We start from the raw sequence: 20472 nt of genomic DNA on the forward strand, positions 1-20472 counted from the left end.
ACCCAATTTATCCTGCCTGTGCTACCGGTGACTCCCATGGCCTTCTCCGAACGCGTTGCCCGCCTGAAAAGCTCCCTGATTCGTGAAATCCTCGCTGCGGCGCAACGTCCGGAAGTGATGTCCTTCGCCGGTGGCCTGCCGGCCGAACCGATGCTGCCGAAGGTGGACTGGAGCGAGATGCCGACCTCCATCGGCCAGTACGGCATGAGCGAGGGCGAGCCGGCGCTGCGCGAGGCCATCGCCGCCGAGGCCAACAAGCTGGGGGTGAAGTGCGACGCCAGCCAGGTGTTGATCGTCTGCGGCTCGCAGCAGACCCTGGACCTGGCCAGCAAGCTGTTCATCGATCCGGGTACGGAAATTCTCGTTGAGGCGCCGACCTACCTGGCCGCGCTGCAGTCTTTCCAGCTGTTCGGCGCCGACTGCATCACCGTGCCGCAAGAAGCTGATGGCCCGGAACTGGAGGCCCTGCGCGAGCGCCTGCAACAGCACAAGCCGGCCTTCGCCTACCTGATTCCGACTTTCCAGAACCCGTCCGCCGTACGCTACAGCGAGGCCAAGCGCGACGCCGTGGCGGCGCTGCTCGACGAGTTCAACGTCACCCTGATCGAAGACGAGCCTTATCGTGAGCTGGTGTTCGATGCCGGCAGTGCCACGCCCATCGTCAGCCGCCTGCAGCGCACCAGCTGGATCTACACCGGCACAGTGTCCAAGACCCTGCTGCCGGGCCTGCGCGTCGGTTTCCTGATCGCCAGTCCGGACCTGTTCCCGCATCTGCTGCGTCTGAAGCAGGCCGCCGACCTGCACACCAACCGCATCGGCCAGTGGCAGGCGCTGCAGTGGATCGGTACCGACAAGTACCAGTCCCACCTGGCCGAGCTGCGCGATTTCTACCGCGTACGCCGCGACGCCATGCAGGTGGCGCTGGAGGAGCATTTCGGTGATCTGGCCACCTGGCAGGTGCCGCAGGGTGGCCTGTTCTTCTGGCTGACCCTGAACAACAAGCTGGATACCCGCACGCTGCTGCAACCGGCAATGGCGCAGAACGTGGCGTTCATGCCGGGCGAGCCATTCTTCACCGAGCCGGACGCCAACCCCGGCCATCTGCGACTCAACTTCAGCCATGTACCGCCGGAAAAGCTGGGCGAAGGCCTGCGCCGTCTGGCGACCGTTGTCCGCGAAGCGCAAGGCGCTCTCGAAGCTCAGGGAGGTCAGTAGTCATGCTCAAGGTCTATGGCGATTACCGTTCCGGCAACTGCTACAAGGTCAAGCTGATGCTCAATCTGCTCGGCCACCAGTATCAGTGGCTGCCGATCGACATCCTCAAGGGCGAGACCCAGACCGCGGAATTCCTGTCCAAGAATCCCAACGGCAAGATTCCGGTACTGGAACTGGAGGATGGCACCTTCCTCTGGGAGTCCAACGCCATCCTCAACTTCCTGGCCGATGGTAGCGCGTTCATCCCCACGGAGCCGCGCCTGCGCACGCAGATGCTGCAGTGGCAGTTCTTCGAGCAGTACAGCCACGAGCCCTATGTGGCGGTGGCGCGCTTCATCCAGCTCTACCAAGGCCTGCCGGAGGCGCGCCGCGCCGAGTACGAAGAGTGCCACGTGCGCGGCCACAAGGCCTTCAAGGTGATGGAACAACAGCTGCAGCGCACGCCGTATCTGGTGGGCGAGCAGTACACCCTGGCCGACATCGCCCTGTACGCCTACACCCACGTGGCGGACGAGGGCGGCTTCGACCTGTCTGCCTACCCGGCGATCAATGCTTGGCTCGATCGCGTGGCCAGCCATCCGCAGCATGTGAGCATGTTCGGCTGACGAGCGAGTGAGGGGTGGGCAGCAACTGCCCGTCCCGAGCCATCACTGGGCGGCGAAGCGTTCGTTCAGGTAGGCGCCGATGGCCTTGGACTCATACAGCCAGCGCACTTCGCCCGACTCCTCGATACGCAGGCAGGGCACCTGCACCTTGCCACCCTGTTCCAGCAGCTCCTGACGGCGCACCGCGTCGTTCTTCGCGTCGCGCAGCACCACCGGCACGTTCAGTCGGTGCAGGGTGCGGCGGGTTTTCACGCAGAACGGGCAGGCGTGGAACTGGTACAGCGCCAGGCCGGCGGCTGCGTTCTCGACCTGGGCCTGTTCCTGCGGGCTGCGCTTGAGCTTGCGCGGGCGGGTGATGAAGTCGAGAAAGATGATGATCTGGCCGAGGCCGATCCGCAGTGCCTTGATAAGCATCGCCGGTCATTCCTGGTAGTGGATAAAAGGGGCGGCAGGGTACCCGAGTTGCTCGGCCTTGGCAGCGCCGGATATCGCTTCGCCGGTGTTTTTCTCCGCTAGTGCTGGCGAGCGGGGTGGCGGCGAACTAGCTTGCAGTCCTGTCCAAATCGCACGGGAGTGCCAGCCATGAGTCACCAGGGGAGTTGCCACTGCGGCAAGATCAGTTTCAGCGTGAGCGGCGAGATCGACAGCCTGACCGAGTGCAACTGCTCGCTGTGCAGCAAGCGTGGCGGGCTGCTGTGGTTCGTTGGTCGCGACCAACTGCAGCTGAAGTCGCCGCAGGGCGAGCTGCCGACCTATCGCTTCAACACGCGCAAGATCGCCCATCACTTCTGCGATGTTTGCGGCTGCTCGCCGTTCAGCGAGGCGCCGGGACCGGATGGGCGTCTGATGGCGGCGGTCAATGCGCGCTGCCTGGACGATGTCGATCTGTCGCCGTTCAAGATCGTGCCGTGGAATGGGCGTGATCACTGATGCATGAAAAAGCCGGCGCAAGGCCGGCTTCGTTCACTGCGACGTCGCTCAGCTCTTGATCAGGCTGAGGAACTCGCTGCGGGTGGCGGCGTTCTCGCGGAACTCGCCGAGCATCACCGAGGTGACCATGGAGGAGTTCTGCTTCTCCACGCCGCGCATCATCATGCACATGTGCTGCGCCTCGATCACCACGGCAACGCCCAGGGCGCCGGTGACCTGCTGGATGGCCTCGGCGATCTGCCGGCTGAGATTTTCCTGGATCTGCAGGCGGCGGGCGTACATGTCGACGATGCGCGCCACCTTGGACAGGCCCAGCACCTTGCCGCTGGGGATGTAGGCCACGTGGGCCTTGCCGATGAAGGGCAGCAGGTGGTGTTCGCACAGCGAATACAGCTCGATGTTCTTCACCAGCACCATTTCGCTGTTGTCGGAGCTGAACAGGGCGCCGTTGGTGACTTCCTCGAGGGTCTGCTCATAGCCACGGCAGAGGTACTGCATGGCTTTGGCGGCGCGCTTCGGGGTGTCGAGCAGGCCTTCACGGGATACGTCCTCGCCGAGTTGGCCGAGAATCGCGGTGTAGTGCTGTTCCAGGGACATGGGTCTTCCTGTGGGTGGTAATGCTCAGGGGCGCAGGGTAGGGCGGAGCAGGGGCGCTGGCAAGGGCGGAGTGCGCCACATGGGGCTACTTTTCCGGCCGTGCGGGTAGCTGCGCGGCCCAGCTTTCGGCCCATACCGCCAGCGGCAGGCAGCGCTGCACCAGCTCCAGCCCCAAGGTGGAAAGCTGGTAGCCGCGCTCGCCGTTTTCCAACAGCTGGGCTTCGCGCAGCTCGCCCAGGCGGGTGTTCAGCACCGACGGCGATACGCCTTCACAACGCGCTTGCAGCTCGCGAAAGCTGGCTGGCGCCTGGTGCAGCTCCCACAGCACGCGCAGGGTCCAGCGCCGGCCGATCAGGTCGAGCAGCGCCATGATCGGCTTGCCGCTGGATGAACCGCGGACAGGATCACCGGGTTGGGGAAAGCTCATGCAAACTCCTTGCTTCTTTTTTAGTAGCAGTGATAGGTTTCGCTTGCTACTTATTTCGTAGCATGACAGGAGTCCACTCTATGAACCAGCCTCGCGTACAACCCCTGAACCCTCCCTACAGCGCCGACATCCAGGCGGCCTTCGACCGGGTCATGCCTCCCGGCATGCCGCCGCTCAAGCTGTTCCGCAGCATGGCCCACAACCCACGCGTGCTGCAGCGCATGCTCGCCGGCGGTTTGCTGGACCACGGCAGCATCGAGCTGCGCGAGCGCGAACTGCTGATCCTGCGGGCCACCGCGCTGTGCGGGGCGGAATACGAGTGGGGTGTGCATGTGGCGGCCTTTGCAGGCAAGGCCGGTTTCAGCGCCCAACAGATCGCCGATACCTGCAGTGGACGGATCGATCCGACCCTGTGGAGCCAGGCGGACCAGACCCTGCTGGAGCTGGCGGACAGCCTGCATGCCAGCTCCACCGTCGGCGAGGGGCTGTGGCAGCGGCTGGGCACGCACTTTAGCGACGAACAACTGATCGAATGCCTGCTGCTGGTCGGCTTCTACCACGCGGTGTCCTTCGTGGTGAACGGTCTGCGGGTGGAGCTGGAGGATTACGCGCCGCGCTTCACTGCCTAGTCTTCGTCGCGGCCGTCGAGCATGGTGCGCTTGAGCAGCACGTACACCGCGCCGGGACCGCCGTGCTTGGCGATGCAGGAGGTGAAGCCCAGCACCTGCGGGTGCTGGCGCAGCCAGGTGTTGACGTGGCTCTTGATCATCGGTCGCTTGCCGTCGGTGCGCGCGGCCTTGCCGTGGGTGATGCGCACGCAGCGCACTTCCATGCGCGTGGCCTCGTCGAAGAAGCTCCACAGGGTTTCGCGGGCCCGCTCCACGTTCATGCCGTGCAGGTCCAGGCTGCCTTCGAAGGACACCTGACCGGCCTTGAGCTTGCGCATCTGGCCGTCCTGTACGCCGTCGCGGGCCCAGTAGAGCTCGTCTTCGGCAGCCACGTCGATGACGAACTGGTCGGACAGGCCATCCACCTTGACCTGGTCGACCTTCACCGTCGCTGCCTGACGCAGCGTGCTGATGCGCTGGCGATCAGTCTTGGGCTTGCCGGTGTCGGCGCGGTCATGGCTGATCGGCTTGACCCCGCGCACGGCGGACTGGAACAGGGAAAAATCGTCGTCTTGCATGAAAGGCCTCCGTGGATGAGGCCAGTTTACCGGCTTCAGCCGCGCTTTTTCAGCAGGCCTGGCGACAGGCTCAGCTCGTCACCGTGGCTGCGGCGCATGCGCCGCCGACAGCGGCGCCAGACGTTGATGCCGCCCCACAGCAGGAACAGGCCGAACAGCAGCAGGACGATGGCCGCACCAATGCTGTCGTTCAGCGGGCCGAGGGCCGGTGGGCGGCCGAGCAGGGTGGCCGCGCCGGCCATGCTCAGCATCACGCCGAAGGCGGCGAACAGGGCGGCCAGAGCGGCGAGGCAGCGCCAGCGCCAGCCGGATGTGCCGCGGGGACGCAGGCGGCGGGCATCGAATCCATCTTCAGACAACTTCATCCCGATTTTCCTCTGGAGTATCGGCGCTATGACCGGTCCTACCCGCCTGGGTTCCGGCCGAGAAGTCGTTCTGCCCGATCAGATCAGTGCGCGGGCCTGTGGCACCACCATCGCATAGTTGTCGGCCAGGGCCGCCAGGGTCATGCGGTGCAGGGCGCGCGCCGGAATCAGTTCACCGTCGTAGGGCAGATCGCGGGTGGCGCAGGCGGCGTCCACCAATGTGCAGCGGTAACCATAGTCCTTCGCCGCGCGCACGGTGGTGCTGACGCTGGAATGGGTCATGAAACCGCAGATGATCAGGTCCAGATGACCGAGCTGTTGTAGACGCTCGTGCAGGTCGGTTCCGGCGAAGGCATTGGGCAGGCGTTTTTCCACCACTGGCTCGCCGGCCTGTGGCGCCAGGCCGTCGATGAAGTGGCCGCGCGGGCCTTGCGGGTCGAGCAGGCCGCCGGGAATGCCCAGGTGGCGCACATGCAGCACCGGCGCACCGAGGCTGCGGGCGGCGCCGAGCAGGGTGGCGATTTCCGCGATGGCGGATTCCACGTCCGGCAGCTGCAGGGTGCCGCTGCGGTACTCCTCCTGCGCGTCGATCACCAGCAGGGTGGCCTTGCCAAGGATGGCAGGGGCATAACCGCGTCCGAGCAGTTGGAACAGGGTTTTCGGATCGGACATGGGAGGGCTCCTGTGGCGGCGATGTGTCTATTCTCCGCTCGCCAGCGCGATCTGTGAACCTTTAGTGCGTATCGAGGGTGTCTGGACGGCCCCGCGATGTGGCCCAACGCGCGCTTTGTCTGGTGTTGCGCCGGGCAGGGCAGTTTTGTCGCAGCCTGTTAGAATCGCGCACCGCTTTTCGAGGTCAGAACCGTGTCCCCATCCCGCCTGCGCACAGTGCGCGACCATATCCGCTGGGCCGTCAGCCGCTTCCATGAGGCCGGGCTGTTCTTCGGCCACGGCACCGATAACGCCTGGGACGACGCCCGCCAACTGGTGCTGGGCGCCCTGCACTTGCCATTCGAGATCGCTGACGGCTACCTGGATTGCCGGCTGGAGGAAGACGAGCAACAGCATCTGCTGGAGCTGATTCGTCGGCGCGTCGAGGAGCGCGTGCCCACCGCCTACCTGCTCGGCGAAGCCTGGTTCTGCGGCCTGCCGTTCCTGGTTGACGAGCGCGTGCTGGTGCCGCGCTCGCCCATTGCCGAGCTGATCTCCAACCAGTTCGCCCCCTGGCTACCGGCCACGCCGGCGCGCATCCTCGACCTGTGCACCGGCTCCGGCTGCATCGGCATCGCCTGCGCCTACGCCTTCCCCGACGCCGAGGTGGTGCTAGGCGATCTGTCCTTCGATGCGCTGGAAGTGGCCAACCACAATATCGAGCGGCATGAACTGGAGGAGCGGGTCTACACCGTGCAGGGCGACGGCTTCGCCGGGCTGCCGGGACAGCGCTTCGACCTGATCGTGTCCAATCCGCCCTACGTGGATGCCGAGGACTTCGCCGACATGCCGGCCGAGTACCAGCATGAGCCGGAGCTGGGCCTGGCCTGTGGCGACGATGGCCTGGACCTGGTGCGACGCATGCTGGCCGAGGCCGCCGACCACCTCACCGAGAAGGGCCTGCTGATCGTCGAAGTGGGCAACAGCCAGGTGCACGTTGAGGCGCTGTACCCGGAAGTCGACTTCACCTGGCTGGAATTCGAACAGGGCGGTCACGGCGTGTTCCTGCTGGCAGCGGCCCAGTGCCGCGAGTATCAGAAGCTGTTCCGTTCGCGGGCCAAGGGCTGAGGCCGGGGCAGGGCCTGTAGCCCGGATGCAATCCGGGGCTGGAGCTGTCTGCTTTCCCGGATTGCATCCGGGTTACGGGTGATTCCTCAGATCCGGGCTGCTGCCGGCACGCCGCTGCTTAGCGCGTGGCAATCCAGATCAGCAGGCCGGCCTGGAACAGCGCCAGCGCCACCAGGCAGGCAATGGTGAAGCGCAGGCCGCTGTCCTCGCGTTTGAACACGTCGATGCGTCGTTCCAGCTTGCTGATCTTCACCTGTTGCTCGTGCAGGTTGTGGTCGGCCTGCTGCAGCATGGCACCGCAGTCGAGCAGGTCGATGATCTGCACCCGCTCCTGATTCCACTCCGGATTGAGCACGCTGACCCGGCTGGCGGCGTAGCTGGCCTTGACCTGTGCCAGGTCCTGGTAGCTCACCTCGAAACCCTGGACGCGCAGGAAGTGGTCGCGGCGCAGGCGGGCGTCCTCGCTGAGGATGTCCTTTGCCGCCAGTGCAGCGCCTTCCACCGTGTAGCTGCCCCAGCGCTGGCGTGCCCAGACGATGCCCTGGGCCAGCAGGAAGCGGCCCAGGCCGCGGTTCTGCGGCTCGATCTGCAGACCCTTCTCGGCGCCGAAGCGCACTTCGCGGCTGCGATGGTCGACCCACACCTCCAGCAGGTTCTGTTCGCGGCGCAGGCGCTGGCCGGGAATGTCCACCGACAGGCGCAGCAGGCTCTGCTCGTTGCTGTGGCGCTCGGCGCGGCCGAACCGTACGAAACGCAGGGGGCGCAGGCCGGTGCTGCGGTCGGTCGGCAGTGGCGCCAGGCGCAGCAGCTGGAAATGCTCCGCCTCCAGTCCTTCCCACGGATGGGGCTGCGGGGTCTGTTCGGCCTGTTCTTGGGGTTGCTGGGCGTCGGTATCGCTCATCGCGGCGTCCTTGGGCATGCGTAGAGGCATTATCGGCAACTTTCGGTACAACTGCAGGCTGGCCAACTGCCATTTGCCGGAATCACGCCCGTTTCGCAGGTGAACTGACCGGACACCGGCGGTATACTCGCCGACCTTTGTTCGAGGCAGATTTCGCGGAGCGCCCTGCATGTCCGGCAACACCTACGGCAAGCTGTTCACCGTCACCACCGCTGGCGAGAGCCATGGCCCGGCGCTGGTCGCCATCGTCGACGGTTGCCCGCCGGGCATCGAGCTGTCCCTGGAAGATCTGCAGCGCGACCTCGACCGCCGCAAGCCGGGCACCAGCCGCCATACCACCCAGCGCCAGGAAGACGACGAAGTCGAAATCCTCTCCGGGGTATTCGAGGGCAAGACCACCGGATGTCCGATCGGCCTGCTGATCCGCAATACCGACCAGAAGTCCAAGGACTACTCGGCGATCAAGGACCTGTTCCGCCCGGCCCACGCCGACTACACCTACCACCACAAGTACGGCATCCGCGACTATCGTGGCGGCGGCCGCAGCTCGGCCCGTGAGACCGCCATGCGCGTCGCCGCCGGTGCCGTAGCCAAGAAGGTGCTGGCCGGCCTGGGCATCCAGGTGCGTGGCTACATGAGCCAGCTCGGCCCGATCGAGATTCCATTCAAGACCTGGGACAGCGTCGAGCAGAACGCCTTCTTCAGTCCCGACCCGGACAAGGTGCCGGAGCTGGAAGCCTACATGGACCAGCTGCGCCGCGACCAGGACTCGGTGGGCGCCAAGATCACTGTGGTCGCCGAAGGCGTGATGCCGGGCCTAGGCGAGCCGATCTTCGATCGTCTGGACGCCGATCTGGCCCACGCGCTGATGAGCATCAACGCGGTCAAGGGCGTGGAAATCGGTGCCGGTTTCGCCTGCGTGGCCCAGCGCGGCACCGAGCACCGCGACGAGCTGACCCCCGAAGGCTTCCTCAGCAACAACGCCGGCGGCATCCTCGGCGGCATTTCCAGCGGCCAGCCGATCGTCGCCCACCTGGCACTCAAACCGACCTCCAGCATTACCACCCCGGGCCGCTCCATCGACGTCGACGGCAACCCGGTGGACGTGATCACCAAGGGGCGCCACGATCCCTGCGTGGGCATCCGCGCCACGCCGATCGCCGAGGCGATGATGGCCATCGTGCTGCTCGACCACCTGCTGCGCCACCGCGCACAGAACGCCGACGTACGGGTCAACACCCCGGTACTGCCGCAGCTGTGACCGGCCAGCCGCTGCCGTACTGGCGGCTGTCCGCGTTCTACTTCTTCTACTTCGCCATGCTGGGCGCCACCGCGCCCTTCCTGCCGTTGTACTTCCAGCACCTGGGTTTCTCGCCGGCACGCATCGGCGAGCTGGTGGCCATTCCCATGCTGATGCGCTGCCTGGCGCCCAACCTGTGGGGCTGGCTGGGCGACCGTAGTGGCCAGCGCCTGCGCATCGTGCGCTTCGGCGCGCTGTGCACGCTGCTCAGCTTCGCCCTGATCTTCGTCGACCAGAGTTACGCCTGGCTGGCCCTGGTGATGGCGCTGCACGCGTTCTTCTGGCACGCGGTGCTGCCGCAGTTCGAGGTGATCACCCTGGCCCACCTGCAGGAGCAGACGGCGCGCTACTCACAGATCCGCCTGTGGGGCTCGATCGGCTTCATCATCGCGGTGATCGGCCTCGGCTGGCTGTTCGAGCATTTCAGTCCCGCACTGTTTCCGGGCATGGTGGTGCTGATCCTCGCCGGCATCCTGGTTGGCACCCTGTGGGTACCCAATGCGCTGCCGCAGGCGCGGGCCGGGCAGGTCGGCGAGGGCGGCTTCCTGGCCCAGCTGCTGCGCCCAGGCGTGCCGGCGTTCTTTCTCTGCGTATGCCTGATGCAGCTGTCGCATGGTCCGTACTACACCTTCCTCACCCTGCACCTGGAGGGGCTCGGCTACGAGCGCGGCTTCATCGGCCAGATGTGGGCGTTGGGCGTGGTGGCGGAGATCGTGCTGTTTCTGTTCATGGCGCGCATCCTCACGCGCTTCTCGGTGCGCTGGGTGCTGGCGGCCAGCTTCCTGTTGGCGTCGCTGCGCTGGCTGCTGCTGGGCAACTTGGCCGATCACCTGGGCGTGCTGCTGTTCGCCCAACTGCTCCATGCCGCCACCTTCGGCAGCTTCCATGCTGCCGCCATTCACTTCGTCCAGCGCAGCTTCGGCCCCAACCAGCAGGGCCAGGGACAGGCGCTGTACGCGGCGCTGGCTGGTACCGGCGGCGCACTGGGCGCGCTGTACGCCGGCTACAGCTGGGTCGATCTCGGCCCGAGCTGGACCTTCGCCATAGCCAGCTTGGTCGCCCTGGCTGCGGCCTTTATCATTGCCATCCGTTTGCATGAGGAGCGGGCATGAACCGTGAACAACTGACCCGCCAGATCATCGAGGCCGGGCGCTTCCTGTACGGCCGCGGCTGGTCGCCGGCCACCAGCAGCAACTATTCGGCACGCCTTGCTGCCGACCAGGCGCTGCTGACCGTCTCCGGCAAGCACAAGGGCGAGCTGGGCGAGGACGACGTGCTGGCCACCGACCTCGACGGCAACAGCCTGGAGCCGGGCAAGAAGCCCTCGGCCGAGACCCTGCTGCACACCCAGCTGTACCGCTGGAAACCGGAGATCGGCGCCGTGCTGCACACCCACTCGGTGAACGCCACCGTGCTGTCGCGCCTGACCCTGGCCGATTCCCTGGTGTTCGCCGACTATGAGCTGCAGAAGGCCTTCAGCGGCGTCAGCACCCACGAGTGCCAGGTGCTGGTGCCGATCTTCGACAACGACCAGGACATCGCCCGCCTGGCCAGCCAGGTGCAGCCCTGGCTGGACGAGCATGCGGACTGCGTCGGCTACCTGATCCGCGGCCACGGTCTGTACACCTGGGGCAAGACCATGGCTGACTGCCTGCGCCAGGTCGAGGCCTTCGAGTTCCTGTTCGAGTGCGAGCTGAAGGTGCGCGCGCTGCAACGTTGAATACCTGGGGTGCGCCCGGCGTGCCCTGCACAGAAGAATCCAGCCACAGCACGAGCTGAGCGACCCACCCGCGAGGACGCCGCCGATGAGCAGCCTGACCGTCTACCACCAATCCAGCCCCGACGTGCCGAACAAGGTGCTAACCCACCTCGAGGACATCGCCAGCACCCTGGCCGCCGTCGGCGTGCACTTCGAGCGCTGGCAGGCCAGCGCGCCGATCCAGCCCGGCGCCGGCCAGGAAGAGGTGATCGCCGCCTACCGCCCGCAGATCGACAAGCTGATGAGCGAGCGCGGCTACGTCACCGTCGACGTGGTCAGCCTGAACAAGGATCACCCGCAGAAGGACGAGCTGCGCGCCAAGTTCCTCGACGAGCACCGCCACGGCGAAGACGAGGTGCGTTTCTTCGTCGCCGGCCGCGGCCTGTTCACCCTGCATATCGACGACTACGTGTACGCCGTGCTCTGCGAGAAGAACGATCTGATCTCGGTGCCGGCCGGCACCCGCCACTGGTTCGACATGGGCGAGTTCCCGCACTTCGTGGCGATTCGACTGTTCAACAACCCGGAAGGCTGGGTGGCCAACTTCACCGGCGACGATATCGCCAGTCGCTTCCCGCGCCTGGAAGACTGACACCATGCCGATCAAAGCCATCCTCACCGATATCGAAGGCACCACCAGCGCGGTGAGCTTCGTCTATGACGTGCTGTTCCCGTTTGCCGCGGAGCACCTGCCGCAGTTCGTCATCGAGCATGCCGGCGAGGCCGAGGTAGCGCTGCAGCTGGACGCCGTGCGCGCGCTGAGCGGCGAGACCGAGGCGGACCTGATCCGGGTGATCGAGATCCTCCTGCAGTGGATCGCCGAGGACCGCAAAGCCACGCCGCTCAAGGCCCTGCAGGGCATGATCTGGCAGCAGGGCTATGCGGCCGGGCAGCTCAAGGGCCACGTCTACCCGGATGCGGTGGAGGCGCTCAAGCGCTGGCACCAGGAGGGCTACGCCCTGTACGTGTATTCCTCCGGTTCGGTGCAGGCGCAGAAGCTGATCTTCGGCTGCTCCGAGGCCGGCGATCTGAGCCCGCTGTTCAGCGGCTACTTCGACTCCACCAGCGGCCCCAAGCGCGAAGCCCAGTCCTACCTCAACATCGCCGCAGATATTGGTCTGCCGGGCGAGGAAATCCTGTTCCTCTCCGACATCGTCCAGGAACTGGACGCTGCCCAGCAGGCGGGCATGCAAACGGTCGGCCTGGCCCGCGACGGCGGCACGCTGGCCGGCCACGACACGGTGGCCAGCTTCGCGGTGATCGACCTCGACCGTTTGGGTTGAACCCCGGCCCGGCGGCGCGACCCTAACAGGGAACCGCTGCCGGAGATTGCCGATGTTCGAACCCCTGATGCGCCTGCCGGACTGGCTGTTCTACGGCGTGCCGGCGCTGCTCTATCTGCTGCTGACGCTCTGGGCGCTGTGGCATGTGCAGGGCAGCATCAGCCGGCGCCCGCAGAAGCTGCTGTGGACGGCGCTGCTGCTGTTGTTCCCGCTGCTCGGACTGTTCAACTGGCTGATCATGGGGCCGCGTCGTGCGCGCGGCGCGCCACGTTGATCAGTGTGTTTGCTGGGCGTCGTTGCGCTGGTGGCGGTACACGCTGACGGCTTCGTACACCGCCTTGCGCAGGCGGTTGATGCCGCCAATAGGGCGATGCTCGGGCAGGGCGTGCCAGGGATTGAAGGAGAGGTTGTCGCAGGCGACGTTCTTCTCGCGGCTGTCGAAGTCCTGGGCTGGCACCTTGATCGTCGCCACCGTCTCGAACGGCGAGATGTCCTCGCTCCACTCCACGCTGGTGTCCTCGATGGGCATGTAGTAGTTGGCGTTCTGCCGCTGCACCTGCAGGGCGAAGCAGGCCGGCACCCGGTCCAGCGACAGCTGCTGGTACAGGGCGTTGCGCAGGAAGTTGGGCAGATCGGTGTTCTGCTCCGGCAGCTCGTAGGCTGGGCAGCTCGCAGGGTCGGGGATCACCCGGTACTTGATGTTGTGCGGGCCGAGTTTGAACGGCGCGATGGAGTTGTAGGTGGCGGCCACCGGGCTGTCCGGCGCCGGCGCCAGGGTCTTCAGGGCGATGATCAGGTGGCGGACTTCCCAGGTGCGTGGGTCCAGGCTGGGGAAGAACGCCTGGATCTTCTGCCCGCTGGCCTGGGCGGCGAAGTTCTGCTTGTACTCGGCCACGTCGCGCACGAAGAACACCGGATGGTTGAACATCACGAAGTCCTGGTTGCCGGCCGTGGCCTTGCTGCTCAGCAACTTCTCGCCGGGCACGTCGAGCAGCTTGATCGCCATGCCACGGGCGTCGCGGGCACTGTCGAACTGCGGATAGGCGTTGCCGTTGGACAGGCGCATCCAGGCTTGCCAGGTCTTGCCCGGCTCGGCCAGCACGCCGTGGCGCAGACTCTGGTCGAGGTCCGGCAGCACGGTGAACTGCGCCTTCACGCAGCCATGGGCCTTGGCGTGGGCGTCGCGCAGCACGCGGGTGTTGTCGCGGTGCTGTTCGACGATGCGGATGGCGTCCTCGATGATGCCCTGGGTCAGGGCCGCCTCGTCCTTGGGAATCTCTTCCTCGGCGGATACCGGGCCGGAGAATTTCCAGGCGTAGTAAGCGGCGCCCAGGCCCCAGCCGAGAGCACCGACGACCAGGAGAATCAGCAGCAGACGGCCGAGCAGGCGACCGAGCCAGAGCCAGAAGCGTTTGAGCATGGTGGCTTTCCTTTAGTTGTTGTTCTGGCAGCTGGGGCCGGGAGTCCAGGGGCGGCTCTCGGCGGGCTTGAGCTGGCTTTCCAGGCGCTCGTCGCCCATCACCTTGAGGTATTCGATCAGGGCGAAGCGTTCCTCCGGCTCGAGGAAGCGGCCGATCACCCCTTCGTTGCGGCAACCGTCGCGGAATTCATGACCGCGATTGCCGTTGCCGGTAACGCTGGTGTCGAACAGGAAGCCGCCGTCGAACTTGCCGGTGAGGAAGCCGGCGCGCTTGGGGTCGTACTCGAAATTGCCGACCCAGAAGCGGGTGTCTCGCTCGACCACCGGCGACAGCACCTGGAACAGATTCGGCACCGAGCCGTTGTGCAGGAACGGTGGGGTGGCCCAGATGCCGTGCAGCGGGCGGGCCTTGTAGCCGCGTTTTTCCTGCACGCCGATGGACAGACCGTAGCCGTCCATGCGCCAGCGTTCCCGGGGCTGGATGCCGGCGTCGCGGTAGGCGCGGTCTTCCACGTAGGCGGTGACGTAGGCCAGGCCCTTGGCGCTGGAGATGCTGGCGAAATCGACCTCGTCCAGGCTGGCTCCGAACAGTTTGACGTCGAGCTTGGCGAGTTCGGCCTTCTGCCAGCCCAGCTTGCTGATGTCGAAACGGTGGTCGGCGATGTTGTCGGCGGTGGTCGGGTCGGTGCCGACGATGCGGGTCGGCACGATGCGCAGGTGCCATTCCGGATCGCGCGCCGGTGCCAGACGCTGGTCACGCGGAACCGGATCGGGGGCGTGGCAGTAGGCGCAGTTCTCGGCGAACAGGGCGCGGCCCTGGCTGGCCAGCTCCAGGTCGACCTTGCCGAAGATCTCTTCCGGCCAGGTCGGCGGTTTCAGCTGCTTGAGGGTTTCTTCCAGGGTGTAGAGGTCGCGCAGGCGTACGCTGGAAGGGTAGCGCTGGCTCTCCGGCAACTTGCTGCCGTTCTCGTCGAACAGGTGCAGGGTGGCGCCGACGCCGAGTGCCTCGCCGATGTTGCGCGCCATCGGCTGCATGGCTGAGCCGTTCCACTGTACCCAGTCAAACTTCCAGATGTCCCATACCTGCGGGTAGCTGACTGGCGCGTTGGCCACCCGGTAGTTGCTCTCGTCAATGGCGTCACCGAACACGCTGTTGGCGATGCGGCCGAAGGCATCGGTGCGGCCGAAACCTTCCTCGGTGGGGTAGAGGCCGCGGTGCCAGTCGTTCATCGCAGTGCCGAGCAGGCGGTCGAGCACGGCCTTGAAGTCTTCGCGCAGCTGGCTCTTGTCCCGGTCGTAGCTGTCGCCCAGCACGGTCTTGGCGAAACGGTTGAACTTGATCGGGTTGTAGTAGGTGAACGCCATGCTCATGCCCAGCGCCTGGCCGAAACTGCCGCCCCTGAGCGTGGGCACGGTGGAGGCCAGGGAATGCAGGGCGGCGCCGCCGTCGATGCGCACGGCCTGGCCCTTGTAGCGCAGCTCGCCGGTGTGGCAGGCGGCGCAGGTGATATCCAGGTACTGGATGCCGGTCTCGTCGTCCGGGTGGCGGGCGAAGCCTACCGGCAGGTTGCCGGGGTTGAGTTCGCTGGCCTGCTGGCGCGGATCGGTCAGGAAGCCGAAGCGCGCCATGTAGTCGGGCTTGGCGAACTTGTCTTGGGAGAAGGGCAGTTCCAGCGCGGTGAACCACTCATAGCGCAGGCCTTTCACCGTGGTGCCCTGGGGCGTGTAGTAGTAGGTCTGGCGTGCCTGCTCGTCCCACTGGCCGAGGTAGTTGACCTGCTCCGGCTTGTCGAACACCGGCAGGTTGGGGCGGGCGATGTAGTAGAGGACGACCGCGAGGGCGGCGAGAGCGAGCAACAGGACGACGATCAGGGCACGGCGCAGCAATCGCATGTCATCAACATCCGTGTGGTGATTTTTTATTGGGTACGTTTATGCCAATACGCAGGGACGATGGCAAGCGGCCATAACACTTGGGAAGGTGCGCAAATCTCTGCCGTTTTTATAGAGAAACGTTCCTAGAGGCCCGCGATCCGCTTGCTAGGGTTCAATTATCCGCGCCAAGCGATTGTTTTACCTGGATATTTCAAAATATTGGCGCCAAGGATTGGTAGAGTGCGAACCCAGGTAACTACGCCCCGGCGCCTTTTGGTCGTCGATCCCTGTATCGAATGTGAGCGCTTGCTGCCGCAATTGCAGGCCGGCGGCTGGCAGGTGCAGAGCTGCAGCCTGGCGGAGGCCCAGGACCAGGCCTGCGATGTCGGCTTGGTGCGCCTGGCGCCCGAGCATCTGGATAATCCCCAGTACCTGAAGCGCCTGATCAGCCTCAGCGGAACCGAATGGATCGCGGTGCTCAGCCCCGAAACCCTGCAGGTGCCCGACGCCGGCAATTTCATCGGCGAGTGGTTCTTCGACTATCACACCCTGCCGTTCGACCTGGACCGGGTCGGCGTGGCCCTCGGGCGCGCCTTCGGCATGGCGCGCCTGCGCGGCAAGGTCGCCGCCGGCGAAGCCGGGCAACACGAACTGCTGGGCAACAGCCGCAGCGTGGCCGAACTGCGCCACCTGCTGGCCAAGCTGGCACCGCTGAGCGCGCCGGTGTTGATCCGCGGCGAGAGCGGCAGCGGCAAGGAGCTGGTGGCGAACACTCTGCACCGCCTGTCCGTGCGTGCCACTGGGGTGCTGATCCATGTCTGCAGCGGCGCGCTGGACGAGCAGGAGCTGTTCGGCTCGGAGCGCATGCCGGGGCTGATAGAGCAGGCCGACGGCGGCACTTTGGTGTTCGACGAAATCACCGAGCTGCCCCAGCGCCTGCAGGCGCGACTGCTGCGTGTGCTGCAGGAGATGTGCGTGGAGCGCGGCGGCCAGGCGGTGCCGCTGAATGTACGGGTGCTGGCCACCAGCCGCTTCGATCTGGAGGCGGCCGTGGAGAGCGGCGCCTTCCGCGAAGACCTCTACTACCTGCTCAGCGCGCTGCAGGTGCGCACCACGCCGCTGCGCGAGCGACGCGAGGACATATCCTGCCTGGCAGGCTATTTCGCCCGACGCTATGCGGTGGAGGTCGGCCGACGCCCGCGCAGCTTCAGCGACCAGGCCATTCGCGCCCTGGCCGATCACGACTGGCCCGGCAACGTACGCGAGCTGGCCACTCGGGTACGGCGTGGCACGGTGCTGACCGAGCAGCGGCAGATCGATGCCGAGGACTTGGGGCTGGTCGCCGGGGAGGGTACGGAGGGGGTGTTCAGCAGCCTGGCCGACTATATCCGCCGAGCCGAGCGTCAGGCTCTGCATGACGTGCTGTTGCGCCATGCCGGCAACATGAGCCACGCGGCAAAGGTGCTGGGTATCTCGCGGCCGACCTTCTACCGGCTACTGCACAAGCACCAGATGCGTTGAGCGCTCGTACTTGCGAGGCTTGATCTGGATTAACAGCCCAGGCTGTCGGACTGCCGGTAAAGCGCCAGCAGCTTGCGCGTGATGCTCTGCTGGATGTCGTCGCGCTCGAATGACGACAGGCGGGTGAGCTTCTGTACCTGCAGGCGGTGCAGGTGGATGTAGGGCATCTTCTGGTCGAATTCGCGCAGGTCGCCCTTCATCAGGATCGGCAGGAAGACGTCGTTGATCTTCTTCTGGTTGCTGATGATCTGCGCCAGGGCCTGCTTGAACGGCATGGTCTTGGGCGCCGGGCCGCCGTCTTTCATCTGCGTGGTCAGTAGCAGGCCGGGCTTGCCCAGCACCACGCCGGGCAGCACGCAGAGGCCGGTCTTGCGCACGGCCAGCGGGTCGATGCCGTGCAGGGTGTCATGGAAGGCGTAGGGGTTGGGCAGCACCACCATCTTGCGCCCGTAGTCGGTGGGGAAGTGCAGGTTGTAGTTGGTGTACAGCTGGCGGGTCGACTCGGAGTACACGCACAGGCGGTTCTCGAATAGCTTGATGAAGCGCTCGGCCAGCTCGCGGCGAGCGATGCTGTCCAGATCCCAGATCAGGTCCTGGTTCTGCTGCTGGCCGAGGTTGACCTCTTGGTGCTCCATACTGCTCATCGCCACCTCATACACGGAATTGACCCAACAAGCGGTTCAGCTGCCCGGCCAATTCGCCGAGGTGGCGGCTGGCCTCACTGGAGTGATCGGCCGCCAGGGCATTCTCATGCGCCAGCGTAGCTGCCTGGGTGACATTGTGGTTGATATCGTCCACCACATGCGACTGTTGCAGGGTGGCACTGGCGATGGAAGCATTCAAGCCTGTCAGGTTGCGCAGGGAGGCGGCGATCTGGCTGAGGCTCTCACCGGCCTGGCGCGCCTGCTCGACGGTCTGTTGTGAGGCCTGGCTGCTGGCGTTGATGACCTTGACCGCTGCCTCGGAGTTGCCCTGCAGGCGCTCGATCATGCCCTGGATCTCGGCCGTGGACTGCTGGGTGCGCTGGGCCAGCATGCGCACTTCGTCGGCCACCACGGCAAAACCCCGGCCCTGCTCGCCGGCCCGCGCTGCTTCGATGGCCGCGTTGAGCGCCAAGAGATTGGTCTGCTCGGCAATGGAGCGGATCACCTCCAGCACGCTGCCGATCTGGGTGCTCTCCTGGGCCAGGTTCTGCATCACCTGCACGGCCTGGTCGATGGTCGCCGACAGCTGGTCGATCTGGCGCAGGCTGCCCTCTATGTTCTGCTGGCCCTGCAGCGCCTGCTGCTCGGCCAGGCGCACCTCGCTGGCCGCGTGCTCGGCGTTCTTCGCCACGTCCTGCACGGCGTAGGACACCTCGTTGATCGCGGTGGCCACCAGCTCCATCTGCTGCGACTGCTGCTGGCTGTGCTGCTGGGCGTTGCCGGCGATCTCGCCGAGGGATTGCGAGGCCTGGTTCAGGCTGCCGGCGGCCTGCAGCGATTCGCCGATCACCCCGCGCAGCTTGCCGGTGAAGGCATTGAAGTGGCCGCCCAGGGCAGTCAGCTCGTCGCGGCCGTGGTTGTCCAGGCTGCGTGTCAGGTCGGCCTCGCCGCTGGCGATGTTGGCCATGGCGCTGACCGCTTCGTCCAGCGGCCGGGCGATGCTGCGGGCGATCAGCGTGACCAGCGCCGCCAGCAGCAGGGCGATGACCACCAGGATGCCGACGGCGCGCAGGGCTTGCTCACGGAACTCGGTCTGCACGTCGTCGACATAGATGCCGGAGCCGAGGATCCAGCCCCAGGGCTGGAACAGTTCGACGTAGGAGATTTTCGGTACCGGCTCGTCCGAGCCCGGCTTGGGCCAGCGGTAGTCGACCTGGCCGGAGCCGCTCTTCTTCGCCAGGGCGACCATCTCGTTGAACAGGAACTTGCCGTCCGGATCCTTCAGGCCGGAGAGGTTCTGGCCCTCCAGCTTGGGATTGGTCGGGTGCATGACCATCACCGGGGTCATGTCGTTGATCCAGAAGTAGTCGTCCTGGTCGTAGCGCAGGCCGCGGATCACCTCCATCGCCTGCTTCTGCGCCTCCTCGCGGGCCAGGCCGCCGCTCTCCAGGCCTTGGAAGTGCTTGATCACACCCATGGCGCTTTCCACCACGTGGCGGGTCTTCAGTGCCTTGGCCTTGTACAGGTCGCCGTGGATCTGCTGCAGCATCAGCCCGGCCAGGACCAGCAGCATGACAATGGATGAAAGCAGGATCAGCCACAGGCGGCGGCTGATGGGGAGGGTGCGCAGACTGCTCATGGAAGGACGACTCCGGTTTCTTGTTATTGCTGCTAGCTAATAGCCAGTCTAGAAGCTGCGCCATTAACCGTTGGCCAGGCAGCGCGACAAGGGCCCATCTGGTAGCATGCCCGCCGTTTTCTGCCTGCACGTCAGGCGCCAACCCTGTTATCGGCCGATGCGACGAAAAGGCCAGCCCGAGGTAATTCATGGATTTGTGGACAGCCCTGCAGGTACTGATTCTAGGCATCGTGGAGGGGCTGACCGAGTTCCTGCCGATCTCCAGTACCGGCCACCAGATTGTCGTCGCCGACCTGCTCGGCTTCGCTGGCGAGCGGGCGATGGCCTTCAACATCATCATCCAGCTCGGCGCGATCCTGGCCGTGATGTGGGAATACCGCCGCAAGATCCTCATCACCGTGTTTAACGTGCCGCGCCAGCGCGAGGCCCAGCGCTTCACCGCCAACCTGCTGATCGCCTTCCTGCCGGCAGTGGTGATCGGCGTAGCCTTCGCCGATCTGATCCACGAGTACCTGTTCAACCCCATCACCGTGGCCGCGGCCCTAGTGATCGGCGGCGTGGTGATGCTCTGGGCCGAGCAGCGCAAGCATGAGGTCCATGTCGAAGAAGTGGACGACATGACCTGGAAGGAGGCCCTGAAGATCGGCTTCGCCCAGTGCTTGGCGATGATCCCCGGCACCTCGCGCTCGGCCTCCACCATCATCGGCGGGCTGTTGTTCGGCCTGTCGCGCCGCGCCGCCACCGAGTTCTCCTTCTTCCTGGCCATGCCCACCATGGTCGGGGCCGCCGTGTACTCCGGCTACAAGTACCGCGACCTGTTCCAGCCCGGCGACCTGCCGGTGTTCGCCCTGGGCTTCGTGGTGTCGTTCGTGTTCGCCATGATCGCCGTGCGCGGCTTGCTCAAGTTCATTGCCAACCACAGCTACGCGCTGTTCGCCTGGTACCGCATCGGCTTCGGCCTGCTGATCCTGGCCACCTGGCAGTTCAGCCTGATCGACTGGAGCAGCGCCCAGGCGCACTGAGGCC

General features: G+C 65.6%; 24 protein-coding genes and 1 pseudogene. 13 read left to right on the plus strand and 12 right to left on the minus strand.

What is annotated here, in order from left to right:
• Window positions 1-36 precede the first annotated feature (36 nt).
• The gene (locus IB232_RS08535) at window positions 37-1215 is read left to right on the plus strand and encodes a PLP-dependent aminotransferase family protein (protein ID WP_192398089.1); all 1179 of its coding nucleotides are present in this window, start codon (window positions 37-39) and stop codon (window positions 1213-1215) included.
• A 2-nt stretch (window positions 1216-1217) separates the two neighbouring features.
• On the plus strand, window positions 1218-1820 hold the full coding sequence (locus IB232_RS08540; RefSeq protein WP_192398090.1) for a glutathione S-transferase family protein: 603 nt from the start codon (window positions 1218-1220) through the stop codon (window positions 1818-1820).
• Between the two features lie 42 nt (window positions 1821-1862).
• Here IB232_RS08540 and IB232_RS08545 read toward each other — a convergent pair whose 3' ends face one another.
• Complete coding sequence (locus tag IB232_RS08545; RefSeq protein ID WP_192398091.1) at window positions 1863-2234, minus strand: glutaredoxin domain-containing protein; 372 nt, start codon at window positions 2232-2234, stop codon at window positions 1863-1865.
• 168 nt (window positions 2235-2402) lie between these two features.
• Between IB232_RS08545 and IB232_RS08550 the strand changes: the two genes are divergently transcribed.
• Window positions 2403-2750, plus strand: coding sequence for a GFA family protein (locus IB232_RS08550; RefSeq protein ID WP_192398092.1), 348 nt, complete (start codon window positions 2403-2405; stop codon window positions 2748-2750).
• Between the two features lie 48 nt (window positions 2751-2798).
• Here IB232_RS08550 and folE read toward each other — a convergent pair whose 3' ends face one another.
• A complete protein-coding gene (folE, locus tag IB232_RS08555) occupies window positions 2799-3347 on the minus strand; it encodes a GTP cyclohydrolase I FolE (RefSeq protein ID WP_137973292.1) in 549 nt (182 codons plus the stop codon).
• 85 nt (window positions 3348-3432) lie between these two features.
• Complete coding sequence (locus IB232_RS08560; RefSeq protein WP_192398093.1) at window positions 3433-3774, minus strand: winged helix-turn-helix transcriptional regulator; 342 nt, start codon at window positions 3772-3774, stop codon at window positions 3433-3435.
• A gap of 80 nt (window positions 3775-3854) precedes the next feature.
• Between IB232_RS08560 and IB232_RS08565 the strand changes: the two genes are divergently transcribed.
• Window positions 3855-4403: a carboxymuconolactone decarboxylase family protein gene (locus IB232_RS08565; RefSeq protein ID WP_192398094.1), complete on the plus strand. Its 549-nt coding sequence runs from the start codon at window positions 3855-3857 to the stop codon at window positions 4401-4403.
• Here IB232_RS08565 and IB232_RS08570 read toward each other — a convergent pair.
• The 3 genes from IB232_RS08570 to IB232_RS08580 form a co-directional block, all read right to left on the minus strand.
• A complete protein-coding gene (locus tag IB232_RS08570) occupies window positions 4400-4960 on the minus strand; it encodes a Smr/MutS family protein (RefSeq protein WP_192398095.1) in 561 nt (186 codons plus the stop codon). The genes IB232_RS08565 and IB232_RS08570 overlap by 4 nt on opposite strands.
• Before the next feature lie 35 nt (window positions 4961-4995).
• Entirely contained in the window at window positions 4996-5325 is a 330-nt protein-coding gene (locus IB232_RS08575) for a hypothetical protein (protein WP_192398096.1), read from the minus strand.
• Window positions 5326-5403: 78 nt separating this feature from the next.
• Window positions 5404-5997, minus strand: a complete 594-nt coding sequence (locus IB232_RS08580) for a cysteine hydrolase family protein (protein ID WP_192398097.1) — start codon at window positions 5995-5997, stop codon at window positions 5404-5406.
• A gap of 192 nt (window positions 5998-6189) precedes the next feature.
• Here IB232_RS08580 and prmB point away from each other — a divergent pair, with 192 nt between their 5' ends.
• On the plus strand, window positions 6190-7104 hold the full coding sequence (prmB, locus tag IB232_RS08585) for a 50S ribosomal protein L3 N(5)-glutamine methyltransferase (protein WP_192398098.1): 915 nt from the start codon (window positions 6190-6192) through the stop codon (window positions 7102-7104).
• Between the two features lie 118 nt (window positions 7105-7222).
• Here prmB and IB232_RS08590 read toward each other — a convergent pair whose 3' ends face one another.
• Window positions 7223-8005 carry a hypothetical protein gene (locus IB232_RS08590; RefSeq protein ID WP_192398099.1) on the minus strand — a complete coding sequence of 261 codons (783 nt, stop codon included), beginning with the start codon at window positions 8003-8005 and terminating at the stop codon, window positions 7223-7225.
• Window positions 8006-8174: 169 nt separating this feature from the next.
• Here IB232_RS08590 and aroC point away from each other — a divergent pair, with 169 nt between their 5' ends.
• The 6 genes from aroC (at window position 8175) to IB232_RS08620 (ending at window position 12621) form a co-directional block, all read left to right on the plus strand.
• Window positions 8175-9266, plus strand: a complete 1092-nt coding sequence (gene aroC, locus IB232_RS08595) for a chorismate synthase (RefSeq protein ID WP_192398100.1) — start codon at window positions 8175-8177, stop codon at window positions 9264-9266.
• Window positions 9263-10417 (plus strand): MFS transporter, encoded by a 1155-nt coding sequence (locus IB232_RS08600; protein ID WP_318652247.1) that lies wholly within the window; start codon window positions 9263-9265, stop codon window positions 10415-10417. The genes aroC and IB232_RS08600 overlap by 4 nt, the downstream gene beginning before the upstream one ends.
• The gene (locus IB232_RS08605) at window positions 10414-11025 is read left to right on the plus strand and encodes a methylthioribulose 1-phosphate dehydratase (protein ID WP_192398101.1); all 612 of its coding nucleotides are present in this window, start codon (window positions 10414-10416) and stop codon (window positions 11023-11025) included. Before IB232_RS08600 ends, IB232_RS08605 begins: the two co-directional genes overlap by 4 nt.
• A gap of 85 nt (window positions 11026-11110) precedes the next feature.
• Entirely contained in the window at window positions 11111-11656 is a 546-nt protein-coding gene (locus IB232_RS08610; RefSeq protein WP_192398102.1) for a 1,2-dihydroxy-3-keto-5-methylthiopentene dioxygenase, read from the plus strand.
• Between the two features lie 4 nt (window positions 11657-11660).
• Window positions 11661-12347, plus strand: a complete 687-nt coding sequence (gene mtnC / locus IB232_RS08615; protein ID WP_192398103.1) for an acireductone synthase — start codon at window positions 11661-11663, stop codon at window positions 12345-12347.
• Between the two features lie 52 nt (window positions 12348-12399).
• Window positions 12400-12621 carry a PLDc N-terminal domain-containing protein gene (locus IB232_RS08620; RefSeq protein ID WP_192398104.1) on the plus strand — a complete coding sequence of 74 codons (222 nt, stop codon included), beginning with the start codon at window positions 12400-12402 and terminating at the stop codon, window positions 12619-12621.
• On the opposite strand, the gene IB232_RS08625 is transcribed toward IB232_RS08620, so the two are convergent.
• Together IB232_RS08625 and IB232_RS08630 are read right to left on the minus strand one after the other, a co-directional pair.
• Window positions 12622-13767 carry a catalase family protein gene (locus IB232_RS08625; RefSeq protein ID WP_192398105.1) on the minus strand — a complete coding sequence of 382 codons (1146 nt, stop codon included), beginning with the start codon at window positions 13765-13767 and terminating at the stop codon, window positions 12622-12624.
• A gap of 12 nt (window positions 13768-13779) precedes the next feature.
• Complete coding sequence (locus IB232_RS08630; protein WP_192398106.1) at window positions 13780-15660, minus strand: di-heme-cytochrome C peroxidase; 1881 nt, start codon at window positions 15658-15660, stop codon at window positions 13780-13782.
• Window positions 15661-15882: 222 nt separating this feature from the next.
• Between IB232_RS08630 and IB232_RS08635 the strand changes: the two genes are divergently transcribed.
• Entirely contained in the window at window positions 15883-17163 is a 1281-nt protein-coding gene (locus tag IB232_RS08635; protein ID WP_192398107.1) for a sigma-54-dependent transcriptional regulator, read from the plus strand.
• 29 nt (window positions 17164-17192) lie between these two features.
• Here IB232_RS08635 and IB232_RS08640 read toward each other — a convergent pair whose 3' ends face one another.
• The 3 genes and pseudogenes from IB232_RS08640 to IB232_RS23920 all read right to left on the minus strand — a co-directional run.
• Window positions 17193-17807 (minus strand): hypothetical protein, encoded by a 615-nt coding sequence (locus IB232_RS08640; protein WP_137973276.1) that lies wholly within the window; start codon window positions 17805-17807, stop codon window positions 17193-17195.
• A gap of 7 nt (window positions 17808-17814) precedes the next feature.
• A complete protein-coding gene (locus IB232_RS23915; protein WP_412547726.1) occupies window positions 17815-18549 on the minus strand; it encodes a methyl-accepting chemotaxis protein in 735 nt (244 codons plus the stop codon).
• A gap of 123 nt (window positions 18550-18672) precedes the next feature.
• Window positions 18673-19446, minus strand: a pseudogene (locus IB232_RS23920) (cache domain-containing protein); the annotation flags it as partial.
• A gap of 188 nt (window positions 19447-19634) precedes the next feature.
• Between IB232_RS23920 and IB232_RS08650 the strand changes: the two are divergent.
• Window positions 19635-20468, plus strand: a complete 834-nt coding sequence (locus IB232_RS08650; RefSeq protein ID WP_192398109.1) for an undecaprenyl-diphosphate phosphatase — start codon at window positions 19635-19637, stop codon at window positions 20466-20468.
• Window positions 20469-20472: the final 4 nt, after the last annotated feature.

The organism is Pseudomonas sp. PDM15, from assembly GCF_014851565.1.
Taxonomy (GTDB): Bacteria; Pseudomonadota; Gammaproteobacteria; order Pseudomonadales; family Pseudomonadaceae; genus Aquipseudomonas.

Bases quoted from the DNA above. Each gene is read 5' to 3' on its own strand.
- IB232_RS08535 (WP_192398089.1), top strand. From the start codon at position 37: ATGGCCTTCTCCGAACGCGTTGCCCGCCTGAAAAGCTCCCTGATTCGT.
- IB232_RS08540 (WP_192398090.1), top strand. From the start codon at position 1,218: ATGCTCAAGGTCTATGGCGATTACCGTTCCGGCAACTGCTACAAGGTC.
- IB232_RS08545 (WP_192398091.1), bottom strand. From the start codon at position 2,234: ATGCTTATCAAGGCACTGCGGATCGGCCTCGGCCAGATCATCATCTTT.
- IB232_RS08550 (WP_192398092.1), top strand. From the start codon at position 2,403: ATGAGTCACCAGGGGAGTTGCCACTGCGGCAAGATCAGTTTCAGCGTG.
- folE (WP_137973292.1), bottom strand. From the start codon at position 3,347: ATGTCCCTGGAACAGCACTACACCGCGATTCTCGGCCAACTCGGCGAG.
- IB232_RS08560 (WP_192398093.1), bottom strand. From the start codon at position 3,774: ATGAGCTTTCCCCAACCCGGTGATCCTGTCCGCGGTTCATCCAGCGGC.
- IB232_RS08565 (WP_192398094.1), top strand. From the start codon at position 3,855: ATGAACCAGCCTCGCGTACAACCCCTGAACCCTCCCTACAGCGCCGAC.
- IB232_RS08570 (WP_192398095.1), bottom strand. From the start codon at position 4,960: ATGCAAGACGACGATTTTTCCCTGTTCCAGTCCGCCGTGCGCGGGGTC.
- IB232_RS08575 (WP_192398096.1), bottom strand. From the start codon at position 5,325: ATGAAGTTGTCTGAAGATGGATTCGATGCCCGCCGCCTGCGTCCCCGC.
- IB232_RS08580 (WP_192398097.1), bottom strand. From the start codon at position 5,997: ATGTCCGATCCGAAAACCCTGTTCCAACTGCTCGGACGCGGTTATGCC.
- IB232_RS08590 (WP_192398099.1), bottom strand. From the start codon at position 8,005: ATGAGCGATACCGACGCCCAGCAACCCCAAGAACAGGCCGAACAGACC.
- aroC (WP_192398100.1), top strand. From the start codon at position 8,175: ATGTCCGGCAACACCTACGGCAAGCTGTTCACCGTCACCACCGCTGGC.
- IB232_RS08605 (WP_192398101.1), top strand. From the start codon at position 10,414: ATGAACCGTGAACAACTGACCCGCCAGATCATCGAGGCCGGGCGCTTC.
- IB232_RS08610 (WP_192398102.1), top strand. From the start codon at position 11,111: ATGAGCAGCCTGACCGTCTACCACCAATCCAGCCCCGACGTGCCGAAC.
- mtnC (WP_192398103.1), top strand. From the start codon at position 11,661: ATGCCGATCAAAGCCATCCTCACCGATATCGAAGGCACCACCAGCGCG.
- IB232_RS08620 (WP_192398104.1), top strand. From the start codon at position 12,400: ATGTTCGAACCCCTGATGCGCCTGCCGGACTGGCTGTTCTACGGCGTG.
- IB232_RS08625 (WP_192398105.1), bottom strand. From the start codon at position 13,767: ATGCTCAAACGCTTCTGGCTCTGGCTCGGTCGCCTGCTCGGCCGTCTG.
- IB232_RS08630 (WP_192398106.1), bottom strand. From the start codon at position 15,660: ATGCGATTGCTGCGCCGTGCCCTGATCGTCGTCCTGTTGCTCGCTCTC.
- IB232_RS08640 (WP_137973276.1), bottom strand. From the start codon at position 17,807: ATGAGCAGTATGGAGCACCAAGAGGTCAACCTCGGCCAGCAGCAGAAC.
- IB232_RS23915 (WP_412547726.1), bottom strand. From the start codon at position 18,549: ATGGAGCTGGTGGCCACCGCGATCAACGAGGTGTCCTACGCCGTGCAG.
- IB232_RS08650 (WP_192398109.1), top strand. From the start codon at position 19,635: ATGGATTTGTGGACAGCCCTGCAGGTACTGATTCTAGGCATCGTGGAG.